Source organism: Burkholderia sp. WSM2230 (assembly GCF_000472445.1).
Taxonomy (GTDB): Bacteria; Pseudomonadota; Gammaproteobacteria; order Burkholderiales; family Burkholderiaceae; genus Paraburkholderia.
Map to the genome: position 1 here is coordinate 49,041 of NZ_AXAJ01000012.1, position 24,207 is coordinate 73,247.

Here is a 24,207-nt window from a genome sequence, read left to right on the forward strand (position 1 = left end):
AAGGAGTAAATCAAATGACCTCAATTCAACCGATCGAGCCGTCCACGACGCTCATTCCCGAACGCAACCTCGCGAAGACGCTGACGGTGGGCATCATCACCGCCGTGTTCGTGATCGCCGCGCCGATGATCATCGGCACCGCCGGCGGCAACTACTGGGTCCGCGTGCTCGACTTCGCGATGCTGTACGTGATGCTCGCGCTCGGCCTCAATGTGGTGGTCGGCTTCGCCGGCCTGCTGGACCTCGGCTACATCGCGTTCTACGCGGTCGGCGCGTACACGGCGGCGCTGCTGTCTTCGCCGCACCTGTCCTCGCAGTTCGAGTGGATCGCGCACATTGCGCCAAACGGTCTACACGTGCCGTTCCTCATCATCGTGCCTTGCGCGATGGGGATCGCCGCGCTGTTCGGCGTGCTGCTCGGTGCGCCGACGCTGCGTCTGCGCGGCGACTACCTTGCCATCGTGACGTTGGGCTTCGGGGAAATCGTGCGGATCTTCCTGAACAACCTCGACCGTCCGGTGAACATCACGAACGGCCCGAAGGGCATCACGGCGATTGCGCCGGTGCATGTCGGCGACTTCAGCCTCTCGCAGACGCACTCGCTGTTCGGCTTGCAGTTCCCGTCGGTGTACTCGTACTACTACCTGTTCGTGCTGGCCGCGCTGCTGGTGATCTGGGTGTGTACCCGTTTGCAGCATTCGCGTATTGGCCGTGCTTGGGCCGCGATCCGCGAAGACGAAATCGCCGCGAAGGCCATGGGCATCAACACGCGTAACGTGAAGCTGCTCGCGTTTGCGATGGGCGCGTCGTTCGGCGGCCTCTCGGGCGCGATGTTCGGCGCGTTCCAGGGCTTCGTGTCGCCGGAATCGTTCACGCTGCCCGAGTCGATCGTCGTGCTCGCCTGCGTGGTGCTGGGCGGCATGGGCCACATTCCGGGCGTGATTCTCGGCGCGGTGCTGCTCGCCGTGCTGCCGGAATTCCTGCGCTCGACGATGGGCCCGCTGCAGCACATGATCTTCGGCCATGAAATCGTCGACACGGAAGTGATCCGTCAGCTGGTCTACGCACTCGCCATGGTGCTCATCATGCTGTACCGCTCGGAAGGCCTGTGGCCGTCGCCGAAGCACGAAGACAAGATCGCGAAACTGTCGAAGCGGGCCGGCAAGAAGCCAGTGCGCGCATAACGGAAGCGGAGCAGGGCGAAGCCCGGCATGGGACTGGAGTAAGGCGCCAGGCGCCGACTCTGGTCCACAAGGAGAAATCATATGAGCGACAAACAAATCCGTCTGTCCGTGAAGGGCGTCAACAAGCGCTTCGGCGGTTTGCAGGCGCTATCGGACGTCGGCCTTCAGATCGAGGAAGGCACCATTTACGGTTTGATCGGCCCGAACGGCGCCGGCAAGACCACGTTCTTCAACGTGATCACGGGCCTCTATACGCCCGACTCGGGCGACTTCAAGCTCGACGGCCAGAACTACACGCCGACGGCGGTGTATCAGGTGGCGAAAGCGGGCATTGCGCGCACGTTCCAGAACATTCGTCTGTTCGGCGGCATGACCGCGCTGGAAAACGTGATGGTGGGCCGCCACGTGCGCACGAAGCACGGCCTGCTCGGCGCGGTGTTCCAGACGCCCGCGGAGCGCAAGGAAGAGCGCGAGATCAAGGAACGCGCGATCGAATTGCTGGAGTACGTGGGCATTGCGCAGTACGCGGATTACACGTCGCGCAATCTGTCGTACGGCCACCAGCGTCGTCTGGAAATCGCGCGCGCGCTGGCAACCGACCCGAAGCTGCTCGCGCTCGACGAACCCGCCGCCGGCATGAACGCGACGGAGAAGGTCGAACTCACGCGCCTGCTCGACAAGATTCGCGCCGACGGCAGGACGATTCTGCTGATCGAGCACGACGTGAAGCTCGTGATGGGTCTGTGCAACCAGATGACGGTGCTCGACTACGGCAAGGTGATTGCGCAAGGTCTGCCGCAAGACGTGCAGAAGGATCCTAAGGTGATCGAAGCTTATCTGGGTGCAGGAGTCCACTGATGTCCACGACGCAAACCATGTTGAAAATCAAGGGCCTCCAGGTCAATTACGGCGGCATCCAGGCAGTCAAGGGCATCGACCTCGAAGTCGGGCAGGGCGAGCTGGTCACGCTGATCGGCGCGAACGGCGCGGGCAAGACGACGACGATGAAGGCGATCACGGGTCTGAAGCCGTACTCGGCGGGCGACATCGAGTACATGGGCCAGTCGATCAAGGGCGTGCCGCCGCACGAGCTCCTGAAGCGCGGCCTTGCGATGGTGCCCGAAGGCCGCGGCATCTTCGCGCGCATGTCGATTGTCGAGAACATGCAGATGGGCGCTTATCTGCGCAGCGACAGCGACGGCATCAAGGCCGACGTCGATCGCATGTTCGGCTTTTTCCCGCGTCTGAAGGAACGCGCCACGCAATATGCGGGCACGCTCTCGGGCGGCGAACAGCAGATGCTGGCAATGGCGCGCGCGATCATCTCGAAGCCGAAGCTGTTGCTGCTCGACGAACCGTCGATGGGTCTGTCGCCGATCATGGTCGAGAAGATCTTCGAGGTGGTGCGGGCGATTTCGGCTGAAGGCATGACAGTGCTGCTCGTCGAGCAGAACGCGCGTCTCGCGTTGCAGGCGGCGAACCGCGGCTACGTGATGGACTCGGGTCTCGTCACAATGTCGGGCGACGCGAAAGAGATGCTGGATGATCCGAAGGTGCGGGCTGCATACCTTGGCGAATAAGCGGGTGAACGAGTAAGTAGCTAAGCACTCGCACCTCGACCGCCGATGAAATAAAGGCCGCATGCGTAAGCAAACGCATGCGGCCTTTGTCTTTGTACGGGCGCTTTATGGAGCGAGCGGCGCGCAGTATTCAAGCCGCCGGGATAGAGGCCAACTCGCCAAGACGTTTGCCCAAACTGACTACTTCGTCCGCGCGATAACCGAGCGACTCGTAAAACGCGCGCACCTCGCTCTTCGCCGACAACACCTGCAGATTCAGCTTCGGGCAGCCGCGCACGGTCAACGCCTCTTCGACATGCGCGACGAGCCGCGAGCCGATGCCATGCCGCCGCAACGATTCGTCTACCGCGAGCGAGTACAGCCAGCCGCGGTGGCCGTCGTAGCCGCCCATCACGGTGCCGACCACGCGCTCGTCCAGCACCGCGACGAAAAACAACTCCGGCTGCGTCGCCAGCTTGTTTGCAATCGACAGATGCGGGTTGCGCTGCGGCTTCGTCGCGTCCCGATACTCGGGAAAGGCCTGCTGCCACAGCGCGATCACGGCATGTGTGTCGCGCGCGTCGAAGCGTCGGATCGAAAGCGCGGCGAGTGTGCTCATGAGGCGTCCCGGTCTCGTTACAGCGTGTCGAGGATCGAACGCAGCATCGCCATCATCTGGTCGATTTCTTCGTTCGTGACGTTGAGCGCCGGCATGAAGCGCAGCAGGTTCGGACGCGCCGCATTCAGCAGCAGGCCGTCGGGCTGCATGTCGCGTGCCTTTTCGACGATCTGGTTGCCGATGTCCTTGCCGAGCAGCAGCGCGCGCAGCAGACCTTCGCCGCGCTCGCCGTTGAAGCCGCGCTCTTCCGACAACTCGAGCAGCTTCGCGCGCAGATATTCGCCGCGCGCGCGCACGCCTTCGAGGAAGCCAGGCGCGGTGAGTTGCGAGATCACCGAATGGCCGACCGCCGTCATCAACGGATTGCCGTTGTAGGTGCCGCCCTGATCGCCCGCATCGAACACCGCGACTTCGGCTTTCGAGAGCAGCGCCGCGAGCGGCACGCCGCCGCCGATGCCCTTGCCAAGCGTCATGATGTCCGGCTCGATGCCCGACAGCTCATACGCGAACAACTTGCCCGCGCGGCCGCAGCCGCTTTGCACTTCGTCGACGATCAGCAGCAGGTTGTGCTTGCGGGTCAGCTCGCGCAGTTGCTGCATGAATTCGCGCGTGGCGGGAATCACGCCGCCTTCGCCCTGGATCGGCTCGAGCATCACCGCGACCGTCTTCGCGTTGATGAGCTTTTCCACCGACGCGATGTCGTTCAGATCCGCTTTCGGGAAGCCCGGCACTTGCGGCGCGTAGATCGTGTCCCAGCCCGGCTTGCCGCTTGCCGACATGGTGGCGAGCGTGCGGCCATGAAAGCTGTGATCGAACGTGATGATTTCGAACGCGCCGTCCTTGAACTTTCTGCCCCACTTGCGCGCGAGCTTGATCGCGCCTTCGTTCGCTTCCGCGCCGCTGTTCGCGAAGAACACCTTGTCGAAGCAGCTATGTTGCGTGAGCAGACCGGCGAGCTTCGCCATCGGCTCATTGTAGAAAGCCGGCGACGGATTGAAGAGCAGCTTCGCCTGCGTGTTGAGCGCTTCGATCATGCCTTCGTTGCAGTGACCGAGGCAGTTGACCGCCCAGCCCTGAATGAAGTCCAGGTAGCGCTTGCCGTTGTTGTCGTAGAGCCACGAGCCCTTGCCGTGCGTGAAAACGATTTCGGGCCGGTTGGTGATGTACATCAGCGACTCGATCGGATACTCATTGAAATTCATGACGGCAGGCTCCAGACAGCGGGTAAGTTGGATGAGGCGGAAAAGCAAAAAAGCCACGGCATGCCGTGGCTTTCATGATTCGAACAGCTTGCGCTCTGTATAGCGCGAATCCGTGACGAAGCCGGCGGCGTCCCTAAGGAAGCGGCGAGCGGCGACGTCGAAGTTCGGACTGGATGCGGTTCATGCGCGAAAGAATACGACAAGGAAAGCGCTGGTGTAAACCATGAATTTGCATGAATTTGCATCGGTTCATGGCAATGGGCGGCCCGCGGCCCGCGGCGCCCAAGCTCAGACCGCGTTGGCGAGATCCGCTGCGCTCGTGAACGAGTCCGCGTAAAACTCGTCTTCGGGCAGGCCATGATGCTGCGTGAAATCGCGCTGTGCCGATTCCACCATCACGGGCGCACCGCACGCATACACCTGGTAGGCCGACAGATCGGGCAGATCCTCAATCACCGCGCGATGCACGAAGCCGACGCGGCCCGTCCACGCATCGCTCGCGTCCGGCTCCGAGAGCACCGGCACGAACTTGAAGTTCGGAATTTCACGCGCCCATTGCTCGGCGAGCTCGAGCAGATACAGGTCTTTCTTGCGACGCGCGCCCCAGTACAGCGTCATCGGGCGGTTCAGGTTCTTGAACACCGCATGCTCGACAATGGCCTTCAGCGGCGCGAAGCCCGTGCCCGAGGCGAGCAGCACGATCGGCTTGTCCGACTCTTCGCGCAGAAAGAAAGTGCCGAGCGGTGCCTCGAAGCGCAAGATGTCGCGCTCCTTCAACGTGTTGAACACGTGGTCGGTGAAGGCGCCGCCAGGCATGTGGCGGATATGCAGCTCGATCGGGCCTTCGGCGTGCGGCGCGTTCGCCATCGAATAGCTGCGGCGCTTGCCGTCTTTCAGGATGAATTCGAGGTACTGGCCGGCCAGATACTGAAGGCGTTCGTTCGCCGGCAGTTGCAGCTTGAGCACGATGACGTCGTCGGCCTTGCGCTCGATTGCGTTAACACGGCAAGGCAGTTTTTTCACCTGCACGTCGCCCACGCCCGCAACTTCGCGAATGTCGATTTCCAGATCGGAGCACGCCGTTGCGCAGCAGAAGAGCGCCATGCCGCGCGTCTTTTCGTCGTTCGACAAAGCCGACGACGAGTGCGCACGCTGCTCGACCTGGCCGTTCACCACGGCGCCCTTGCACGAACCGCACGCGCCGTTCTTGCAGCCGTACGGCAGGCCGATGCCTTGACGCAAAGCCGCGTTCAGTACCGGTTCGTCCTGTTCTACCTGAAACTGCCGGCCGCTTTGCCGGAGCGTGACGTTAAATGCCATAAGTGTTCGAAAATGGAAAAGTCGGTAATCGTTAATTGGCCGCAAGACCGGTGAGGCCAGTGAGGCCGGCGAAGCCAGCCAGAGCCGCAGGACCCGCGCCCGGCGACATTGCCGCCCGCTGCCCGCGGCGCCTGACGGCTACAATGCGTGCACCATGAAAGCGACACGAAACTTCCGCCGTCCGCGCGTGTTGATCGTAGGTTGCGGCGATGTCGGCATGCGCTGCGTGCCCCTGTTGCGGCCGCACGCTCACGTCTTCGCCCTCACCAGTCACGCCGGGCGCAGCGCCGAATTGCGCGCTGCCGGTGTCTCGCCGCTGGTCGGCGACCTCGACGAGCGCCGCAGCCTGAAACGGCTTGCGGGCCTCGCGCCGACCGTGCTGCATCTCGCACCCCCGCAGAAGACCGGCGACTACGACCGCCGCACCCGCGCGTTGCTCGCAACCCTGAGTGTGCGCCGCGATTTTGCCTTGCCGCGCACCGGTGCGAGCTTCGCGCCGATTGGGCGCCTGCGCCGCGCGCGCGCCTCGTGGGCAGCAACGGAACCAGCCAATATTGTACCCGACGGTCTTCGCCGCGCAGCCGCTTCGCGCGCGCCGCTGCGCTTCGTCTACGCGAGCACGACGGGCGTGTACGGTGATTGCGAAGGCGCGTGGATCGACGAGACGCGCAGTGTCGAGCCGGCCAATGCGCGGGCGAAGCGGCGAGTGTCCGCCGAGCGCCAACTGCGGCGCGCGACGGCCCGCGGCACGCTTGCCGCGAGCATCGCACGGATTCCCGGCATTTATGCGGGCAACCGCCTGCCGCTTGCGCGGCTCGAAAAGCGCACGCCTGCATTGATCGCCGCGGACGACGTCTACACCAATCACATTCACGCCGACGACCTCGCCGCGATCCTCGTGCGCCTCGCCATGCGCGGGCGGCCCGCGCGCGTGATCCATGCGTCCGACGACTCGTCGCTCAAGATGGGCGAGTACTTCGATCTAGTCGCGGATGCATTCGGTTTGGCGCGCCCGCCGCGCATTACGCGAGCGCAAGCGGAGGAGCAGATCGAGCCGACCTTGCTGTCGTTCATGCGCGAGTCGAGGCGGCTCGTGAATCGCCGGCTGAAAGAAGAACTGCGCGTGCGTTTGCGCTATCCGAGTGTCGAGGACTTTCTGCGCGAAGCAGCGGGTGGCAAGCAGAGCGGGAAGTAACGCATGACGCCAGAGCGTGCAGCGCACCAGCCACGTTGCGTGGCCGCGCAGAGTTCTGCAACGCAATAGCAAATGACAAGGCGCCGGAGCGCGTCCGGAAAGTGCCGGCAAACGTGGCAACGGCTAAGGCGGCTCGGCGTGATTGCGGCACGTCATGCGCCGTTGGCCCTGCCGCTCAGGTGAGCGCCGGCAGCGCCTCGAGCAGCAGAAAACACAGCATCGCGCCGATCAATGCGCCTATCAGATTGGGATGGTATTTGTGCCGCAGCCGCATTGCGATCAGCAATCCGCCGATCAGCAGCACCCCGAGGCACACAAACGTCACCATCACATACGAGATCATGATTCCGTTATGGACAATCATGGCCCCTCCTTGAACGCTTTGTAGTCTTTGTTTAGACGAGTATAGGGCGAGCCATGACGAACCGCATGCTGCGCCGCAGCGCGCCGCGCACGCAGTGAAACCTCGAATGTGTGCCCGCGCACATGGGTTTTTCAATGGCGTCAGGCGGTTGCGCAAGCCGTACGGGCTTACCCGATCGGTGAAGATCCGAGGGACGCAAGACCGGTTTCATCAAGCCATTGCCACGCGCCAGGGGCAAGCGTCGCGGGCAACGCCAGCCCGCCAATGCGCTCGCGATGCAGCGCTTCGCAACGGTTGCCCGCCGCGGCGATCATCCGCTTGACCTGGTGATACTTGCCTTCCATCACGGTGAGCGCCAGTGAGCGCTCGGCGCGCGCATGCGCTTTCACAGCCGCGACCGGCCTGGAATCGCCATGCAGCAACACGCCGTTGCGCAACAGGCTCAACTGCGTGTCGTCGACAGGATGGCGTGTGGTCGCCACATACACCTTCGGCACCTTGCGTTTCGGCGACGTGAACATGTGGACGAACTTGCCGTCGTCGGAAAGCAGCAGCAATCCGGTTGTGTCCTGATCGAGCCGCCCTACGCATTGCACGCCGCGCTCGGCAAACTGCGGCGGCAGCAGACTGAACACGCTCAGATGATGCTGCGGATCGCGCGAGCACTCATAGCCCGCCGGCTTGTTGAGCAGCAGATAGGCGCGCTCGCGGTACGGCCACACGACACCGTCGACGCTGAAGCAGAACGACGCGTCGTCGGCGGGGAAATCGGCATCGGCGTCGGTGCATACGTTTCCGCCGATGGTCACACGAGCGTCGGCAATCAGCGCGCGGCATTGGCGGCGCGAGCCGAAGCCCTGGGTAAAAAGAATGCTTTCGAGATTCATGGCGAGCGAAGAATAACACCGCAAGAAGCGAGGCGTGCGGTGACGCGATCACGGCGACGATGGTCACTCCTTGGTCCGTTGCAGGAGTCATCGATGCATGTCACGCCGTCTTCCCCTAGTGTGCGTTTGCCGGCCGCTTTTCGGCGGCTCGCGTGGTCGAACCTGGTCGCGCAGTCCGCGGAGCAGATCAGCCTTGCGGCCGCGCCGCTCGTCGCCGTGTTCGCGCTCGGCGCCGACGCGCGCGGCACAGGGCTGCTGCAGACCGCCCAGACCCTGCCGTTCCTGTTGCTGTCGATCCCACTCGGCGTGTGGGCCGACCGTCGCTCACGCCGCACCTTGATGACGCTCGCTGAAAGCTTGCGGGTCGTCGCGATGCTGTGCGTCCTCATGCTTATGGTCACTCACGCGCTCAGCCTGCCCTTGCTCGGCGCGCTCGGCTTTGTTGCCGCGACGGGTACGGTCGCCTACAACGTGGCCGCGCCATCGCTCGTGCCGGCGCTCGTCTCCCGTGATTCGTACGCGAGCGCCAACGGCCGTCTCGAACTTGCGCGCAGCGTCGCATATTCGGCGGGACCGGCGCTAGGCGGCGTGCTCGTCGGATGGATCGGCGCGGGTTGGGCATACGGCTTTGCGGCGGCGTTGTCGGCGCTTGCGGTGGCCCTGCTCGCGGGATTGCGCGAACCGCCCCGCGCGGCGGCGCCCGCGCGTCACTTCATGCTGGAGTTGCGCGACGGCACACGCTTTGTGCTGCGCGATCCGTTGCTGCTTCCAATGCTTGCGACGGCCGTATTTTTCAACCTGGGCTTCTTCGTTCTGCAAGCCGTCTATGTACCCTACGCGGTACATCGGCTCGGGCTGTCCGCGTCGGCGGTGGGCATCACGCTCGGCGCCTATGGCGTCGGCATGGTGTGCGGCGCGCTCGCCGCGCCTGCCGTCGCGCGACGCCTTACCTTTGGGCGCGTGCTGCTGATCGGACCGTCGTGCGGCCTGCTGGCCTCGCTCGTCATGGTCGGGACGCTCGTCGCGCCGTCGTTCTGGCTCGCACTGCTGAGCTTCTTCCTGCTCGGCGCTGGACCGATTCTATGGGTGGTCGCTTCGACCACGCTGCGCCAGGCCATCACGCCGCAACGGATGATGGGCCGCGTCTCCGCGCTGAACAGCACCGCGACGTATGGCGCGCGGCCGGCCGGCGCGCTGCTCGGCGCAGCGATCAGCGCGCACTGGAATATGGACGCCTGCCTCGTCGCGGCGGCAACTGCTTTCTCGTGCAGGCGTCGATTATCGCGATGTCGCCAGCGGCGCGACTCTCACGCATTCCGGAAGGGCCCGCTGCGGCTTGCTGAAGATCAACTGCTTCGCACACGAAGGCCAGGACAAACCCCTAAAAATGAAAATGAATTTTTTTCTGGACGGTTTCCATGTAAATATAGTTTCATGCATTCCGCTTACAACTGGAGGCAATCGCCTTCGGCAGCAGTCACTGACAACTATCACGCTCCGTCGCCCGCATGATTCATCAACCGTCCGTTGCTTCCAACCGGGCCGAGCAGGCCATCGCCGCCCGCATCGAAGCGGCTATGCCCACGCTCACGCCCATTCACCGGCGCATGGGTGAATACGTGCTGGCCAATCTGTTTCGCGCGGCCACCATGCGGATCGATGAACTGGCGAGCGTGGTCGGCGCCTCGGTCGCTACGGCCAACCGCTTTGCGCGCACGCTCGGCTTCGACGGTTATCCGCAGTTCCGCGAGGCGCTCGTGCGCGGCTTCGAGGCGACGCTTGCACCGGTCGAGCGCTTGCGCAGCGCGCAGGAGTCGCTCGCCGCCGGCGACGACGTGGTCGACGCGTCGCTCGAACAGGCGGCCAACAATCTGCACCTGACGCGCACCGCAATCGACAACGCCGCCGCCGAAGCCGCGGTCGAGGCGATCCTCGCCGCGCGGCGCGTGTTCGTGCTCGGCGCGGGCACGAGCGCGTTTCTCGCCGGGCTGATGGAACACAACCTGATGGCGTATCACGACAACGTGCAGTCGCTCGCGTTCATCGGCGGTCCGTCGCACGCCGCGCGACGTCTGTTCAATTGCGGCAAGGGCGACCTCGTGATCGGCATCGCGTTTCCGCGTTATGTCGACGACACCATAGAACTCGCGCGCCGCGCTGCAACTCGCGGCGCGCGCATCCTTGCGTTGACCGACGGCCCGCGCTCGCCGCTCGCGCAATTCGCCGATCTGTCGTTGTACGTGCGCTCCGAGCGCCGGCTCGCGGCGAACGCGGACGCGGCCGTGCTTGCCGTGATCGAAGCACTGTGCGACGCGGTCGCGTATCGCGCGAAACGTTCGGCGAAAGCGGCCGCCGAAGTCACCGAATTCGTGTTGCCGTGGCTCACCGATCCGCTCTCCGTATCCCCGGGTACAGCCGGTGACGCGGCGCACGATCCGGCGCGAACTTCGCCTGCGAAATCCCGCAATACAGCAGCCAAACCCAAAGCCAAACTCAAACGATGAACACCAACGCAGTCATTGCCATTCATGGCGGGGCGGGAACGATTCTGCGCGCGTCGCTGTCGGCCAGTGCCGAAGCCGAATATCACGCGGCTTTGCACGCCGTGCTCACCGCCGGCCAACGCGTGCTCGGGCAAGGCGGCAGCGCGCTCGACGCAGTGAGCGAAGCGGTGCGCCTGCTGGAAGACTGTCCTCTCTTCAATGCGGGCCACGGCGCGGTGTACACGGCAGCGGGCACACATGAACTCGACGCGGCGATCATGGACGGCAGCACGCTCGAAGCCGGCGCGGTCTGCTGCGTAAAGCGCGTGCGCAATCCGGTTCTCGCAGCGCGTCGCGTACTCGAATGCAGCGAACACGTGCTCTTCACCGGCGAAGGCGCTGAGACTTTCGCCGCCGCGCATGGCGTCGAGTTCGTCGAGCCCGAGTACTTCGATACGGACGCGCGTCATCGTCAGTGGCTGCTCGCTCGCGACCAGCAACGCGCGATGCTCGATCACGACGCCGCGAGCTTTGCGTTTTCGTCGTCTGCAACGGCTCACAACGAACCCACACCGCACGAGCCGATCGACCCGAATCGCAAGTTCGGCACGGTCGGCGCGGTCGCGCTCGATGCGCACGGCCACGTCGCCGCGGCGACTTCGACGGGTGGCATCACCAACAAGCAGGTGGGCCGCGTGGGTGACACGCCGCTGATCGGCGCGGGCTGCTATGCCGACGACGCGACCTGCGCCGTCTCGACAACCGGCTCGGGCGAAATGTTCATGCGCATGGTCGCCGCTTACGACGTCGCGGCGCAAATGGCCTATCGAAATGTGTCCTTGCAGGACGCCGCGCACGACGTCGTGATGAACCGCCTGCCGAAAATCAACGGCCGCGGCGGCCTGGTCGCCGTCGACGCCCGCGGCCACGTCACGCTGCCGTTCAATACCGAGGGCATGTACCGCGGTTTTGCGCGCGCCGGCGAAACGCCGGTGACAGCGATCTACCGTTAGTTCGTTACCCTGAATATTGTTGAGCAACGCCCGCGCATTCGAATAGAAAGGAACCACCGTGCCGACTTCATCGCACACCGCCAGCCCGCTTAGTGAAACCTTGCCGCCGCAGCGCGTACTGGCGGTCGACAATCTGTCGGTTGCGTTTCGCAGCGGCGAGACAACCTTCAACGCGGTGCGCGATCTGTCGTTTACGGTGGAGCGCGGCGAAACGCTCGCGATAGTCGGCGAATCGGGTTCCGGCAAATCGGTGACATCGCTCGCGTTGATGCGGCTGATCGAGCATGGCGGTGGGCGCCTTGCCGGCGGCAACATCGCATTCCGGCGCCGCGACGGCAGCGTGCTCGACCTCGCGATAGCGTCGTCCGGCACGATGCGTTCGATTCGCGGCGCCGACATCGCGATGATCTTTCAGGAGCCGATGACCTCGCTCAATCCGGTCTTCACGGTGGGTGACCAGATCAGCGAGGCCATTTCGCTGCATCAGGGCAAGAGCCGCTCGGCGGCTTTCGCCGAAACGCTGCGGCTGCTGGAACTCGTGCGCATTCCCGAGGCGCGGCGCGTGGCGGGGCGCTTTCCGCATCAACTGTCGGGCGGCATGCGTCAGCGCGTGATGATCGCGATGGCGCTGTCGTGCAAGCCCGCGTTGCTGATCGCCGACGAACCCACCACCGCGCTCGACGTGACCATTCAGGCGCAGATCCTGCAACTGATTCGCGGCTTGCAGGACGAAATGAACATGGGCGTGATTTTCATCACGCACGACATGGGCGTGGTTGCCGAGGTCGCGGACCGCGTGCTCGTCATGTATCGCGGCGAAAAGGTGGAAGAGGGCGCCTCGGACGCGCTCTTCGCCGCGCCGTCGCATGCCTATACGAAGGCGCTGCTCGCGGCCGTGCCGCGTCTGGGCGCGATGCAGGGCACCGACCAGCCGGCGAAGTTTCCCATTCTGACGGTCGAGCAGACGAGCGTGAGCGGCGCCGACGAGCCCGTGCGCCCCGCGGCGGCCGTCGCGAAAGAAGCGCAGCCGCGCGTCGACGAAAGCACGCCGCCCATTCTGCGCGTGCGCGATCTAGTCACGCGCTTTCCGGTCAGAAGCGGTCTGTTCGGCCGGCTGACTGGCCGCGTGCATGCGGTCGAGAAAGTCAGCTTCGACCTGCGGCCGGGCGAAACCCTGGCGCTCGTCGGCGAGTCCGGCTGCGGCAAGTCGACTACGGGCCGCTCGCTGTTGCGGCTTGTCGAAAGCCAGAGCGGTTCCATCGAATTCAACGGCAAGGAAATCAGTTCGTTGACGGGCGCCGCGTTGCAGGCGCTGCGTCGCGATATCCAGTTCATTTTTCAGGACCCGTTCGCGTCGCTCAATCCGCGCCTGACGGTCGGCTTCTCGATCATGGAGCCCCTACTCGTGCACGGTGTCGCGCAAGGCGCCGAGGCGCAGGCGCGCGTCGCGTGGCTGCTCGAAAAGGTCGGCTTGCCGCCGGAGGCCGCGCGCCGCTATCCGCATGAATTTTCTGGCGGTCAGCGTCAACGCATCGCGATCGCGCGTGCGCTGGCACTAAATCCAAAAGTCGTGATCGCCGACGAATCCGTCTCCGCGCTCGATGTTTCCGTGCAGGCGCAGATCGTCAATCTGATGCTCGATTTGCAGCGCGAGCTGGGCGTCGCATACCTGTTCATCTCGCACGACATGGCGGTGGTCGAGCGCGTGAGTCATCGCGTGGCGGTGATGTATCTCGGCCAGATCGTCGAAATCGGCCCGCGCCGCGCGGTGTTCGAGGCGCCGCAGCATCCGTACACGAGAAAGCTGATGGGCGCGGTGCCGGTTGCCGACCCGGCGCGGCGTCACGCGAAACGCATGCTGGCCGCCGATGAAATTCCGAGCCCGATCCGCGCATTGAACGATGAGCCCGCCGTGGCGCCGCTCGTCGCTGTCGGCCCGGATCACTTCGTCGCGCAGCATCGCGTGGGCGGCGCGTACTGATAAAGCGGTCAAAGCAGTAAGCAAAAAGCGCCGGCGCAAGAAGCCGGAGCAAATCGTCGAATAGCAACCTAACCTGTTTCAACTCGCAGCCTGGAGTCCACTCATGAACCTGCTGGTCCCGTCTTCTCCGTTTCGTTTGCGCGCGCTGCTCAGCGGCGGCGCAGTCGTGTTCGCGATGCTCGCGGGCAACGTCGCGCATGCCGAAACCACGGCCGTGATGGCCGTCGCTTCGACCTTTACGACGCTCGATCCGTACGATGCCAACGACACGCTCTCGCAAGCGGTCGCAAAGTCGTTCTATCAAGGGCTCTTTGGCTTCGACAAGGACATGAAGCTCGTCAACGTGCTCGCCGACAGCTACGAAGCGAGCCCGGACGCGCGCGTCTATACGTTCAAGCTGCGTCACGGCGTGAAGTTCCAGGACGGCACGGACTTCAACGCCGCCGCGGTGAAGGCGAACTTCGACCGCGTGACCGATCCGGCGAACAAGCTCAAGCGCTACAACATGTTCAACCGTATCGAGAAGACCGAGGTGGTCGACCCCTACACGGTGAAGATCACGTTGAAGGCGCCGTTCTCGGCTTTCGTCAACGTGCTCGCGCATCCGTCGGCGGTCATGATTTCGCCTGACGCGCTGAAGAAATACGGCAAGGACATCGCGTTTCACCCGGTCGGCACAGGTCCGTTCGAATTCGTGAAGTGGGACCCGGCAGGCGATCTCACGGTGAAGAAGTTTGCCGGCTACTGGAAGAAGGGCTACCCGAAGATCGATGCGATCGACTGGAAGCCGGTGGTCGACAACAACACGCGCGCCGCGTTGATGCGCACTGGCGAAGCGGACTTCGCATTTCAGGTGCCGTTCGAGCAGGCCGCGCAGTTGCAGTCGAGCCCGAAGGTCGATCTGATCGCATCGCCGTCGATCATTCAGCGCTATATCAGCCTGAACATGAACCAGAAGCCGTTCGACAACCCGACGGTGCGCGAGGCGCTGAACTACGCAGTCAACAAGGAGGCGCTGACCAAGGTGGTATTCGCCGGCTACGCAACGCCCGCTGACGGCGTCGTGCCGCAGGGCGTCGACTATGCGGTGAAGCTCGGTCCGTGGCCCTACGACCCGGCGAAGGCGCGTGCGTTGCTGAAGGAAGCGGGCTATCCGAACGGCTTCGAAACGACGCTATGGTCCGCGTACAACTACTCGACGGCACAGAAGGTGATCCAGTTCGTGCAGCAGCAACTCGCGCAGGTCGGCATCAAGGCGCAGGTCGAGGCGCTCGAGGCGGGCCAGCGCGTCGCGAAGGTCGAAAGCGCGCAGGACGCAGCCACCGCGCCGGTGCGCATGTACTACGCGGGCTGGTCGTCGTCGACCGGCGAGTCTGACTGGGCGATCACGCCGCTCCTCGCGTCGGTCTCCTTCCCGCCGAAAATGGTCAATACCGCGTACTACAAGAACGATACCGTCGACAGCGACCTGAAGCAGGCGCTCGAAACGACTGACCGCACGAAGAAGGCCGCGCTCTACACGGACGCGCAAAAACGCATCTGGGCCGACGCGCCGTGGATTTTCCTCGTCAAGGAAAAGGTCGTGTATGCGCGCAGCAAACGTCTGTCGGGTGCTTATGTCGCGCCGGACGGTTCGTTCAACTTCGACGAGATTGCGATCAAGTAATGAGCCGGGCGTGTGGCGCTGCATGCTCTGACAGGACATGCAGCGCCGCGCGTTCGCGCGAGCGCAGTACGTGATATTTCGTTGCCCGTATCATTGCCGGATTGAGCTTCAATGCTGAACTTCCTCGTCAAACGTATCTTTGGCCTGTTGCCGACGCTCTTTATCGTCGCGGTGCTGGTCTTTCTATTCGTGCATCTGCTGCCGGGCGATCCCGCGAGGCTCGCCGCCGGGCCGGATGCCGACGAAGCGACCGTCGCTCTGGTGCGCGCTGATCTCGGGCTCGACAAGCCGATGCCGCAGCAATTCGCACGCTTCTTCGTGAAGATCGCGCATGGCGACTTCGGCACCTCGACGCGCAGCAAGCGGCCGGTCAGCGAGGAGATCGGCGAGCGATTCATGCCGACGCTGCTGCTCACGCTCGCGAGCATGGTGTGGGCGGTTGTGCTCGGCATGGGCATCGGCATCGTGTCGGCGGTATGGCGCAATCGCTGGCCCGACCGGCTCGGCATGACGCTCGCCGTGTCGGGTATCTCGTTTCCCGCGTTCGCGCTCGGCATGCTGCTGATGGAGATTTTCTCGGTGAAGCTCGGCTGGCTGCCCATTGTCGGCGACGGTTCATGGCAGAGCTACATTCTTCCTTCGCTCACGCTCGGCGCGGCGGTCGCGGCGGTGATGGCGCGCTTTACGCGCGCCTCGTTCGTCGAAGTGATGCATGAAGACTTCGTGCGTACCGCGCGCGCCAAGGGCGTGCCCGAGCGGCTCGTGATCGTCAAACATTGTCTGCGCAATGCGATGATTCCCGTCGTCACGATGATGGGGCTGCAATTCGGCTTCCTGCTCGGCGGCTCGATCGTGGTCGAAGTGGTGTTCAACTGGCCGGGGCTCGGGCGCCTGCTGGTGGATGCCGTGTCGATGCGCGACTATCCGGTGATTCAGGCCGAGGTGCTGCTGTTCTCGCTCGAATTCATCATCATCAATCTGGTCGTGGACGTGCTGTACGCCGTGATCAATCCGACTATCCGTTTCAAGTGAGGCCCGCATGAGCACGACAGCCACCGAGCCGAATGCGGCCAAACCCGCGCACGCTGAGCGCGCTATCCGTACGCCGTGGAGCGAGTTCTGGCGCAAGTTTCGCAAGCAGCACGTGGCGCTCGCCGCCGGCATCTTCGTGCTGCTGCTGGTCGCGGTCGCGATTGCCGCGCCGCATATCGTGCCCTACGATCCCGAGAATTTCTTCGACTACGACGCGTTGAACGCAGGGCCTTCCGCTGCGCACTGGTTCGGCGTCGATTCACTGGGCCGCGATATTTTCAGCCGCATTCTCGCGGGCTCGCGCATCTCGCTCGAAGCGGGGTTTCTCTCCGTTGCGATAGGCGCGGTGATCGGCACGTTCTTCGGATTGCTCGCGGGCTATTACGAAGGCTGGTGGGATCGCATCACGATGCGCGTGGCCGATGTGCTGTTCGCTTTTCCGGGCATTCTGCTTGCCATCGGCGTGGTGGCGATTCTCGGCAACGGCATGATCAACGTGATCTGCGCGGTGGCGATTTTCAGCATTCCAGCATTTGCGCGGCTCGTGCGCGGCAATACGCTGATGCTCAAGCAGCTCACGTATATCGAGGCGGCGCGCAGTATCGGCGCGTCGGACTGGACGATCATCGTGCGTCATATCCTGCCGGGCACGATCTCGTCGGTTGTCGTGTACTTCACGATGCGCATCGGCACTTCGATCATCACGGCCGCGAGCCTGTCGTTTCTCGGACTCGGCGCACAGCCGCCCACGCCCGAGTGGGGCGCAATGCTCAACGAAGCACGTGCGGATATGGTGACCGCTCCGCATATTGCGCTGTTCCCGAGTCTCGCGATTTTCCTCACGGTGCTCGCCTTCAACCTGCTCGGCGATGGTTTGCGCGACGCGCTCGATCCGAAGCTCGACCGCCCATGAGCGCGACAACGTCATTGCATAGCTCGCCAGATTTGCGCAGTCCGCCGCATGTGGGTGAATTACCCGGCGGTCCTCTGGGCACGATCGCGGATGTGCACGGTGTGACCGTCGGACACTGCACGCTCGCTGACGGCGTGCTGCAAACCGGCGTGACCGTGATTCGTCCGCATGCTGGCGATCCGTTTCTCGACAAGGTGCCAGCGGCCGCCTCGGTAATCAACGGTTTTGGCAAGAGCGTCGGGCTCGTGCAGCTGGACGAACTCGGCACGCTCGAAACGCCCATTGCATTGACCAATACGTTTGGCGTGGCGGCGGTCGCGCAGGCGCAGATTCGCGCGGCATGCGCAGCCAATCCGCGGATAGGGCGCGAGTGGCCGACGGTCAACCCGCTGGTGTTCGAATGCAACGACGGCTACCTGAACGACATTCAGGCGCTTGCAATCGGCGAACGGCATTTCAACGACGCATACGCTGCGGCCAGCACAAATGTGGCAAGCGGCTCGGTCGGAGCGGGGCGCGGCATGTCGTGCTTCGATCTGAAGGGCGGCATCGGCAATGCTTCGCGCGTGGCGTACGTGGCCGGGCGAGAGTACACGGTCGGCGCGCTCGTGCTGGCGAACTTTGGGCGTTTGCCGATGCTGATTGTCGACGGCCATCTTCTCGGGCGCGTGCTGGCGGAACGCGCGGGGAAAGCGGGCGCCGAACCGGTTGCCACCGCTCCGGACGTTGCGGAGCGCACGAAGCCCGAGCAAGGCTCGATCATCATGATCGTCGCCACCGATGCGCCGCTCGACGCGCGCCAGCTCAAGCGCCTTTCGCTGCGCGCAGCCGCGGGCCTTGCGCGGACTGGTTCGGTATACGGCCACGGCAGCGGCGATATAGCGCTCGCATTTTCGACGGCCTATACGGTGCCGCATCTCGCGCGATACGTCGCGCTGCCGCCGCTCGTCGCCGATCAATACATGGACCCGCTCTTTCGTGCCTGCGCCGACAGCGTCGAACAGGCCATTCTCGACGCGTTGTGGAGTGCGCAATCCGTGACCGGCCGCGACGGCCATCGGCGCTTATCACTACGCGAGAGCGTCCCCGATCTAGCGCAATTACTCAAACACACTTGCTGATGAAAGTCCTTATTTCTGCCGACATCGAAGGCGTCGCCGGCGTGTTTCATCCGGAGCAGACGCGCGCGGGCAACGGCGAATACGAAGCTGCGCGCCGTTGGATGACGCTCGAAGCCAACGCTGCAATCGAAGGCGCATTCGCCGGCGGCGCGACGCACGTGTGGGTCAACGACTCGCACGGCAGCTTCCGCAATCTGCTGCCGGATCTGCTCGACGAGCGCGCGCAGGTAGTGCTCGGCAAGCCGCGCACGCTCGGCATGATGGCCGGCCTCGAATACGGCGCGGCGCTTGTCTTCATGATCGGCTATCACGCGATGTCGCAAACGCGCGGCATCCTCGCGCACACCATCAACAGTTTTGCGTTCGCGCGCGTTTCGCTGAACGGCGTAGAAGTTGGGGAGGCGGGCTTGTATGGCGCGCTGGCTGAAGAATATGGCACACAGGTGGCGCTTTTATCCGGCGACGACGTATTCGCCGAGGAAACCGCGCCGCGTTTTCCGGGCGCACGCTTTGTCGTGACGAAGAGCGCGACCGGGTACGCGAGCGGCGTCTCGCAATCGCCGGCGAGCACTCGCGCGGCTATTCAGAACGCAGCGCGCGAGGTCGTGCAGCAGCATCTCGCCGCGGGTCGAGCACCGCATGCGGCGCGCGCTGCTACCAAAGCTGTCGAGTGCGAACTGCGCGTGCAGACCAGCGCGCTTGCCGATCTGTTCTGCCAATGGCCGACGCTCACGCGTGTCGATGCCGTCACGCTGCGCTTTGACGCGGCGTCGGCGGAACACGCGGTGCGCATGCTCAACTGCTTGTCGGCGATGTCGTTCATGCTGCGTTAGTCGGGATGCGTTATTCGGGCTGCGTTAGCCGGGATGCGTTATTCGGGCTGCGTTATTCGGGCTGCGTTATTCGGGCTGCGTTATTCGGGCGGGGTTAGCCGGGTTGCATTAGTCGGCGTGCCGGGCGCCTTGCATGAGCGTGCGCGTTTGCGTTCGGCTGCGAGCGGGGCATGCACTGGTCTCGCACGGCGTCTCGACGGCGGCACGTGCCCGGGCGCTACTGCTGACGGCTCAATTCGCGTGCGGCGCGGTCGATCACGTCGGCAATCGCTCCTGCGTGAGAGACCGGGGCGAGATGGCTCGACGCGATCGGCACGACTTTCGCGCCCATCCGCTCCGCCATGAATCTCTCGACGTCCGGCGACACCGCGCGGTCTTTCGTCGTCAGCACGTACCACGACGGTTTTTCTTTCCACGCGACCTGGCTGACCGTTTCATCGAAAGCGCTCGCCGCGATCGGCACCTGTGCGGCGGACAGCACGCGCGTCACATTTTCGGGGACGTCGGCGGCGAAATCCGCGTGATACCTGGCGCGGTCGAGCCAAAGAAAACCGCTTGCATCCTTGACGATGTTTGCGCCCGCGGGCATAGGCGCGGCGCGTTTCATGAGATCCATCGCCGACTCTTTGCGGTCCGGCGCAATCGCCGCCACATACACGAGGCCGGCGACGTTTGGCGCCGCGCCCACTTCCGTGATGACCACGCCGCCCCACGAGTGGCCGACGAGTATCGTCGGGCCTTGCTGGCGGGCCAGCACACGACGCGTCGCGGCGGCGTCGTCGGCGAGAGAGGTCAGCGGGTTCTGCACCGAGCTCACGCGATAGCCCTTTTGCTGCAGCTTTGCGACGACGCCGTTCCAACTCGAGCCGTCGACGAATGCGCCGTGCACCAGCACGACATTGCGGACGGGGCCGGTCATCGGCGCGGCGGCGGGCTGCGATGCGGCTTGAGCGGCGGCTTTGGCGGCTGAGGCAGGAGCAGGGGCTGGGCCAGGAACAGGGGCCACGCCGGACGCCGGCGCCGCGGCTGCGCTTGCTGCGGTGGCGGGTGCTTCGCCAGGGGCGGCAGGTCTGGCGGCTCCCGCAGCTCCGGCACCTTCGGCTGCCGGTTGGGGCGTGGGCGCAATGCCAGATGCGGCGGACGCGGCAGGCGCCGGCGCCGGACCCGGCGCGGAATTTTGCGCGAACACGCCAGGTTCCGCGAAACAGAGACATAAGACGGCGGCGCAAAGCAGGCGTTTGGGCGGCATGCTGGATCTCCGGAGGCATAAAACCCGACTACGGCAACATACCGAAGCGGCGCGGCAGTGACAATCACTATCCGCGGCCAACGTACGGCGCGGGACGGAGGGCGGGTTGACACCAGTATTTGGGCAATATCGGTCGCGATAAAATTTCGGGTTCTGCCGGGGCGGACCACGAGTCTGGTCGGGCGATCGGAAATCCATACACTGGGGCGTAATTTGAACAATGCACCACAGCAAGACGGCCTGAAGCGCGGGCTCAAGAATCGCCATATTCAACTCATTGCACTGGGCGGCGCCATCGGCACCGGCCTCTTTCTCGGCTCCGCGAGCGTGTTGCAGGCCGCCGGTCCGTCGATGATTCTCGGCTATGCCATCGGCGGCATCATCGCCTTCATGATCATGCGCCAGTTGGGCGAAATGGTCGCGCAGGAACCGGTGGCGGGTTCGTTCAGCCACTTCGCGTACAAGTATTGGGGCGACTTTCCCGGCTTCCTGTCGGGCTGGAACTACTGGGTGCTGTACGTGCTCGTCAGCATGGCCGAATTGACGGCGGTCGGCACGTACGTTCACTACTGGTGGCCGGGCGTTCCGACGTGGGTCTCGGCTCTCGTCTGCTTCGCCGGCATCAACGCGATCAACCTCGCGAACGTCAAGGCATACGGCGAGACGGAGTTCTGGTTTGCGATCGTCAAGGTGGTGGCCGTGATCGGCATGATCGTGTTCGGTGGCTATCTGCTTTTTAGCGGCCACGGCGGACCGCAGGCGTCGATCAGCAATCTCTGGAGCCATGGTGGATTTTTCCCGCATGGCTTTCATGGCCTCTTCACAATGCTGGCCGTCATCATGTTTTCGTTCGGCGGGCTGGAGTTAATCGGCATTACCGCGGCGGAAGCCGACGAGCCGCAAAAGAGCATTCCGAAAGCCGTGAATCAGGTGATCTACCGGATTCTGATTTTCTATATCTGCTCGCTCGCGGTGCTGCTTTCGCTGTATCCGTGGAATGAAGTGGCGGCCGGCGGCAGCCCCTTCGTAATGATCTTTTCGCAGATCGGGTCGACGCTGACCGCCAACGTGCTGAACGTGGTGGTGCTGACGGCGGCGCTGTCGGTGTACAACAGCGGCGTCTATGCGAATAGCCGCATGCTTTACGGTCTCGCGGAACAGGGCAATGCGCCGCGCGCGCTGATGAAGGTCGACCGGCGCGGCGTGCCTTATATGGCGATTGGATTGTCGGCGCTCGCCACGTTCACGTGCGTGATCATCAACTACCTGATTCCCGCAGAAGCACTCGGCCTGCTGATGGCCCTCGTGGTGGCCGCGCTGGTCCTGAACTGGGCGCTGATCAGCCTGACGCATCTGAAGTCGCGCCGGGCGATGGTCGCCGCGGGCGAGACGCTCGTGTTCAAGTCGTTCTGGTTTCCCGTGAGCAACTGGATCTGCCTCGCCTTCATGGCGCTGATCCTCGTCATTCTCGCGATGACGCCGGGCCTGTCGGTTTCTGTGATGCTCGTGCCGGCGTGGCTTGTGGTGATGTGGGTGGGGTATGCGTTCAAGCGCAGGCGTGCGGCGACGCATGGCGCTGGGCGTGTGGTTGGGCGGCAGAGCTGAGGGTTTGAAGCTGACGGGTAAGTCGGGCGGCGCGGCGGGTTGCCGTTGCCGCTGTTCGCATCGGCCGTCTTTGTTTTCGGAAGTGCCGCGTGTCGGCTTTTGCCATGTGACTTCCGCGTATGCAGCCGCTAAAACAAAAAACGACAAAAAACGCAAAACAAAAACCCGCGAAGCGTTCGGCTAGCGCGGGTTTGCGATTCGTCTTTCGACTGACTTCTTGCGACTAACTGCATGAATGTTTGGTGCCCAGGGCCGGAATCGAACCGGCACGCCTTGCGGCGGGGGATTTTGAGTCCCCTGCGTCTACCAATTTCACCACCTGGGCAGATCTTGCAGCGCACGCGTCTAAAGCTCTCGCGCGGCGAAGACGCAGATTATGGCCGAAAATCCGGCGACGGGCAAGCCGCCTGCAGCCGCCATCGCTGCCGGTTCAAACCGTGCGCGAAAACCGTTCGAGCGTCTGCTGGCCGAGATAGCGGTCGAACACCATCGCGATGTTGCGCACGAGCATGCGCCCGGCCGTCTGCACTTCGAGCTTCCGGTTCGTGAGCGAGACGAGGCCGTCTGGCTCGAAGCCGCGCAAGCGCTCGAGTTCGGGCTCGAACGTATCGGCAAAGCGGATACCGTACACCGCTTCGAATTCGTCGAAGCGCAACTCCAGATTGCACATCAACTGTGTGATGATGTCGCGCCGCAGACGGTCGTCGGCGCTCAGACGTACGCCGCGCGTGATCGCGAGTTTGCCGGCATCGATTGCGGACGCATAGGCGGGCAGCTCTTTCGCGTTCTGCGCGTAGACGTCGCCGACCTTGCCGATCGACGACGCGCCAAAGCCTATCAGATCGCATTCGGCGCGCGTGCTGTAGCCCTGGAAGTTGCGATGCAACGTGCGCTGCGCCTGGGCGCGCGCGAGCTCGTCGGTGGGCAGCGCGAAGTGATCCATGCCGATGTAGACGTAGCCCGCCGCCGTCAGGCGCTCCACCACGCGCTGCAGGATGGCGAGACGCACTGCAGGCGAGGGCAGCGTCGCCGCATCCATCCGGCGCTGCATCTTGAAGAGCTGCGGCATGTGCGCATACGCGAACACCGACAGGCGATCGGGCGCGAGCTCGATCATCGTGTCCAGTGTGCGGCTGAAGCTCTCCACGGTCTGATGCGGCAGCCCGTAGATCAGATCGACGCCGATCGAATGAAAGCCCGCGTGCCGCGCGGCCTGCATGACCGAGGCGGTCATGTCGAGCGGCTGAATCCGGTTGATAGCCCGCTGCACGAGCGGATCGAAGTCCTGCACGCCGAGGCTCAGGCGATTGAAGCCGAGCTTGCGCAAATGCGCGATGGTCTCGGGCGATGCTTCGCGTGGATCGACCTCGATCGAATATTCGGCCTCATCGTCGGACACGAAGGCGAAGTGCTCGCGGGCTGCGCTCAGCAACTCGGCGAGTTCGTCGTTCGACATGAAGGTCGGCGTGCCACCGCCCAGATGCAATTGCGACACCGGCCGGCGCGTATCGAAACACGCTGCCTGCAAGGCAATTTCGCGCTTCAACCGCTCGACGTAAGGGCGCGCATGCGCGCGGTTTTTTGTCGCGATCTTGTTGCAGCCGCAGTAGAAGCACACGGTGTCGCAGAACGGGATATGGAAGTACAGCGAGAGGTCCGTGGCAGAAGCGCTGGGATCGGCCGCGGCGCGCAGATAGTTGGCAGAATCGAAATCGTCGCGGAACTGAAGGGCCGTTGGATAGGACGTATAGCGTGGGCCGTTCGCGTTGTACTTGGCGAGCAGGTCGGGGCGAAATAGCGAATTGGCGGTGGTCATGAGGGGCTCGTCATGGATGGCCGCCGTGAGAGAGGCGCCGGTCGTGCTCGTCGTGCCGCGTTTCGCTGCGAACCGCGGGAAAACCGCATACAGAACGCGGGCGCTTCCTGAGGGTGGCCTTGAGTTGAAGTCAGTGTACGGAAACCGTCGCGCGCGCCATTGTGT

At 63.9% G+C, this 24,207-nt stretch carries 20 protein-coding genes, 1 tRNA gene and 1 pseudogene; 14 read left to right on the forward strand and 8 right to left on the reverse strand.

What is annotated here, in order from left to right; all coding sequences use genetic code 11:
* The first annotated feature begins 14 nt into the window (after window positions 1-14).
* From A3AC_RS0121445 to A3AC_RS0121455, 3 genes are all read left to right on the forward strand, one after another.
* A complete protein-coding gene (locus tag A3AC_RS0121445; protein ID WP_025601273.1) occupies window positions 15-1,184 on the forward strand; it encodes an ABC transporter permease subunit in 1,170 nt (389 codons plus the stop codon).
* A gap of 81 nt (window positions 1,185-1,265) precedes the next feature.
* Complete coding sequence (locus A3AC_RS0121450) at window positions 1,266-2,042, forward strand: ABC transporter ATP-binding protein (RefSeq protein ID WP_025601275.1); 777 nt, start codon at window positions 1,266-1,268, stop codon at window positions 2,040-2,042.
* Between the two features lie 17 nt (window positions 2,043-2,059).
* On the forward strand, window positions 2,060-2,764 hold the full coding sequence (locus tag A3AC_RS0121455; protein WP_156924657.1) for an ABC transporter ATP-binding protein: 705 nt from the start codon (window positions 2,060-2,062) through the stop codon (window positions 2,762-2,764).
* Window positions 2,765-2,894: 130 nt separating this feature from the next.
* On the opposite strand, the gene A3AC_RS0121460 is transcribed toward A3AC_RS0121455, so the two are convergent.
* The 3 genes from A3AC_RS0121460 to A3AC_RS0121470 form a co-directional block, all read right to left on the reverse strand.
* A complete protein-coding gene (locus A3AC_RS0121460; protein WP_025601279.1) occupies window positions 2,895-3,362 on the reverse strand; it encodes a GNAT family acetyltransferase in 468 nt (155 codons plus the stop codon).
* Window positions 3,363-3,379: 17 nt separating this feature from the next.
* Window positions 3,380-4,564 (reverse strand): acetylornithine transaminase, encoded by a 1,185-nt coding sequence (locus A3AC_RS0121465; protein ID WP_025601280.1) that lies wholly within the window; start codon window positions 4,562-4,564, stop codon window positions 3,380-3,382.
* A 288-nt stretch (window positions 4,565-4,852) separates the two neighbouring features.
* Window positions 4,853-5,884, reverse strand: a complete 1,032-nt coding sequence (locus tag A3AC_RS0121470) for a CDP-6-deoxy-delta-3,4-glucoseen reductase (RefSeq protein ID WP_025601281.1) — start codon at window positions 5,882-5,884, stop codon at window positions 4,853-4,855.
* 154 nt (window positions 5,885-6,038) lie between these two features.
* Between A3AC_RS0121470 and A3AC_RS0121475 the strand changes: the two genes are divergently transcribed.
* Window positions 6,039-7,079, forward strand: a complete 1,041-nt coding sequence (locus A3AC_RS0121475; RefSeq protein ID WP_025601283.1) for an NAD-dependent epimerase/dehydratase family protein — start codon at window positions 6,039-6,041, stop codon at window positions 7,077-7,079.
* A gap of 175 nt (window positions 7,080-7,254) precedes the next feature.
* On the opposite strand, the gene A3AC_RS0121480 is transcribed toward A3AC_RS0121475, so the two are convergent.
* Together A3AC_RS0121480 and A3AC_RS0121485 are read right to left on the reverse strand one after the other, a co-directional pair.
* Window positions 7,255-7,443 carry a hypothetical protein gene (locus A3AC_RS0121480; RefSeq protein WP_025601285.1) on the reverse strand — a complete coding sequence of 63 codons (189 nt, stop codon included), beginning with the start codon at window positions 7,441-7,443 and terminating at the stop codon, window positions 7,255-7,257.
* Between the two features lie 167 nt (window positions 7,444-7,610).
* Complete coding sequence (locus A3AC_RS0121485) at window positions 7,611-8,330, reverse strand: 16S rRNA pseudouridine(516) synthase (protein ID WP_025601287.1); 720 nt, start codon at window positions 8,328-8,330, stop codon at window positions 7,611-7,613.
* Between the two features lie 93 nt (window positions 8,331-8,423).
* On the opposite strand from A3AC_RS0121485, the pseudogene A3AC_RS29425 reads away from it, so the two are divergent.
* From A3AC_RS29425 to A3AC_RS0121530, 9 genes and pseudogenes are all read left to right on the forward strand, one after another.
* A pseudogene (locus A3AC_RS29425) lies at window positions 8,424-9,673 on the forward strand (MFS transporter).
* A gap of 165 nt (window positions 9,674-9,838) precedes the next feature.
* A complete protein-coding gene (locus A3AC_RS0121495) occupies window positions 9,839-10,834 on the forward strand; it encodes a MurR/RpiR family transcriptional regulator (RefSeq protein WP_025601288.1) in 996 nt (331 codons plus the stop codon).
* Window positions 10,831-11,826 carry an isoaspartyl peptidase/L-asparaginase family protein gene (locus A3AC_RS0121500; RefSeq protein WP_025601289.1) on the forward strand — a complete coding sequence of 332 codons (996 nt, stop codon included), beginning with the start codon at window positions 10,831-10,833 and terminating at the stop codon, window positions 11,824-11,826. The genes A3AC_RS0121495 and A3AC_RS0121500 overlap by 4 nt, the downstream gene beginning before the upstream one ends.
* Before the next feature lie 58 nt (window positions 11,827-11,884).
* A complete protein-coding gene (locus A3AC_RS0121505; protein WP_025601291.1) occupies window positions 11,885-13,807 on the forward strand; it encodes a dipeptide ABC transporter ATP-binding protein in 1,923 nt (640 codons plus the stop codon).
* Between the two features lie 103 nt (window positions 13,808-13,910).
* Window positions 13,911-15,473, forward strand: a complete 1,563-nt coding sequence (gene gsiB / locus A3AC_RS0121510; RefSeq protein ID WP_025601292.1) for a glutathione ABC transporter substrate-binding protein GsiB — start codon at window positions 13,911-13,913, stop codon at window positions 15,471-15,473.
* A gap of 111 nt (window positions 15,474-15,584) precedes the next feature.
* Window positions 15,585-16,505, forward strand: a complete 921-nt coding sequence (gene gsiC, locus A3AC_RS0121515) for a glutathione ABC transporter permease GsiC (protein ID WP_025601293.1) — start codon at window positions 15,585-15,587, stop codon at window positions 16,503-16,505.
* 7 nt (window positions 16,506-16,512) lie between these two features.
* Window positions 16,513-17,418 (forward strand): glutathione ABC transporter permease GsiD, encoded by a 906-nt coding sequence (gsiD, locus tag A3AC_RS0121520; RefSeq protein ID WP_025601295.1) that lies wholly within the window; start codon window positions 16,513-16,515, stop codon window positions 17,416-17,418.
* Window positions 17,415-18,539, forward strand: coding sequence for a DmpA family aminopeptidase (locus tag A3AC_RS0121525; RefSeq protein ID WP_025601296.1), 1,125 nt, complete (start codon window positions 17,415-17,417; stop codon window positions 18,537-18,539). The genes gsiD and A3AC_RS0121525 overlap by 4 nt, the downstream gene beginning before the upstream one ends.
* Window positions 18,539-19,372: a M55 family metallopeptidase gene (locus A3AC_RS0121530; RefSeq protein WP_025601297.1), complete on the forward strand. Its 834-nt coding sequence runs from the start codon at window positions 18,539-18,541 to the stop codon at window positions 19,370-19,372. The genes A3AC_RS0121525 and A3AC_RS0121530 overlap by 1 nt, the downstream gene beginning before the upstream one ends.
* Window positions 19,373-19,589: 217 nt before the next feature.
* On the opposite strand, the gene A3AC_RS0121535 is transcribed toward A3AC_RS0121530, so the two are convergent.
* Complete coding sequence (locus tag A3AC_RS0121535) at window positions 19,590-20,621, reverse strand: alpha/beta fold hydrolase (RefSeq protein ID WP_025601298.1); 1,032 nt, start codon at window positions 20,619-20,621, stop codon at window positions 19,590-19,592.
* A 213-nt stretch (window positions 20,622-20,834) separates the two neighbouring features.
* Between A3AC_RS0121535 and A3AC_RS0121540 the strand changes: the two genes are divergently transcribed.
* Window positions 20,835-22,226, forward strand: coding sequence for an amino acid permease (locus tag A3AC_RS0121540; protein ID WP_025601299.1), 1,392 nt, complete (start codon window positions 20,835-20,837; stop codon window positions 22,224-22,226).
* Between the two features lie 240 nt (window positions 22,227-22,466).
* Here A3AC_RS0121540 and A3AC_RS0121545 read toward each other — a convergent pair.
* Both A3AC_RS0121545 and hemN read right to left on the reverse strand, forming a co-directional pair.
* Window positions 22,467-22,551, reverse strand: a tRNA-Leu gene (locus tag A3AC_RS0121545).
* A gap of 105 nt (window positions 22,552-22,656) precedes the next feature.
* Window positions 22,657-24,042: an oxygen-independent coproporphyrinogen III oxidase gene (hemN, locus tag A3AC_RS0121550; protein ID WP_025601300.1), complete on the reverse strand. Its 1,386-nt coding sequence runs from the start codon at window positions 24,040-24,042 to the stop codon at window positions 22,657-22,659.
* Window positions 24,043-24,207 lie beyond the last annotated feature (165 nt).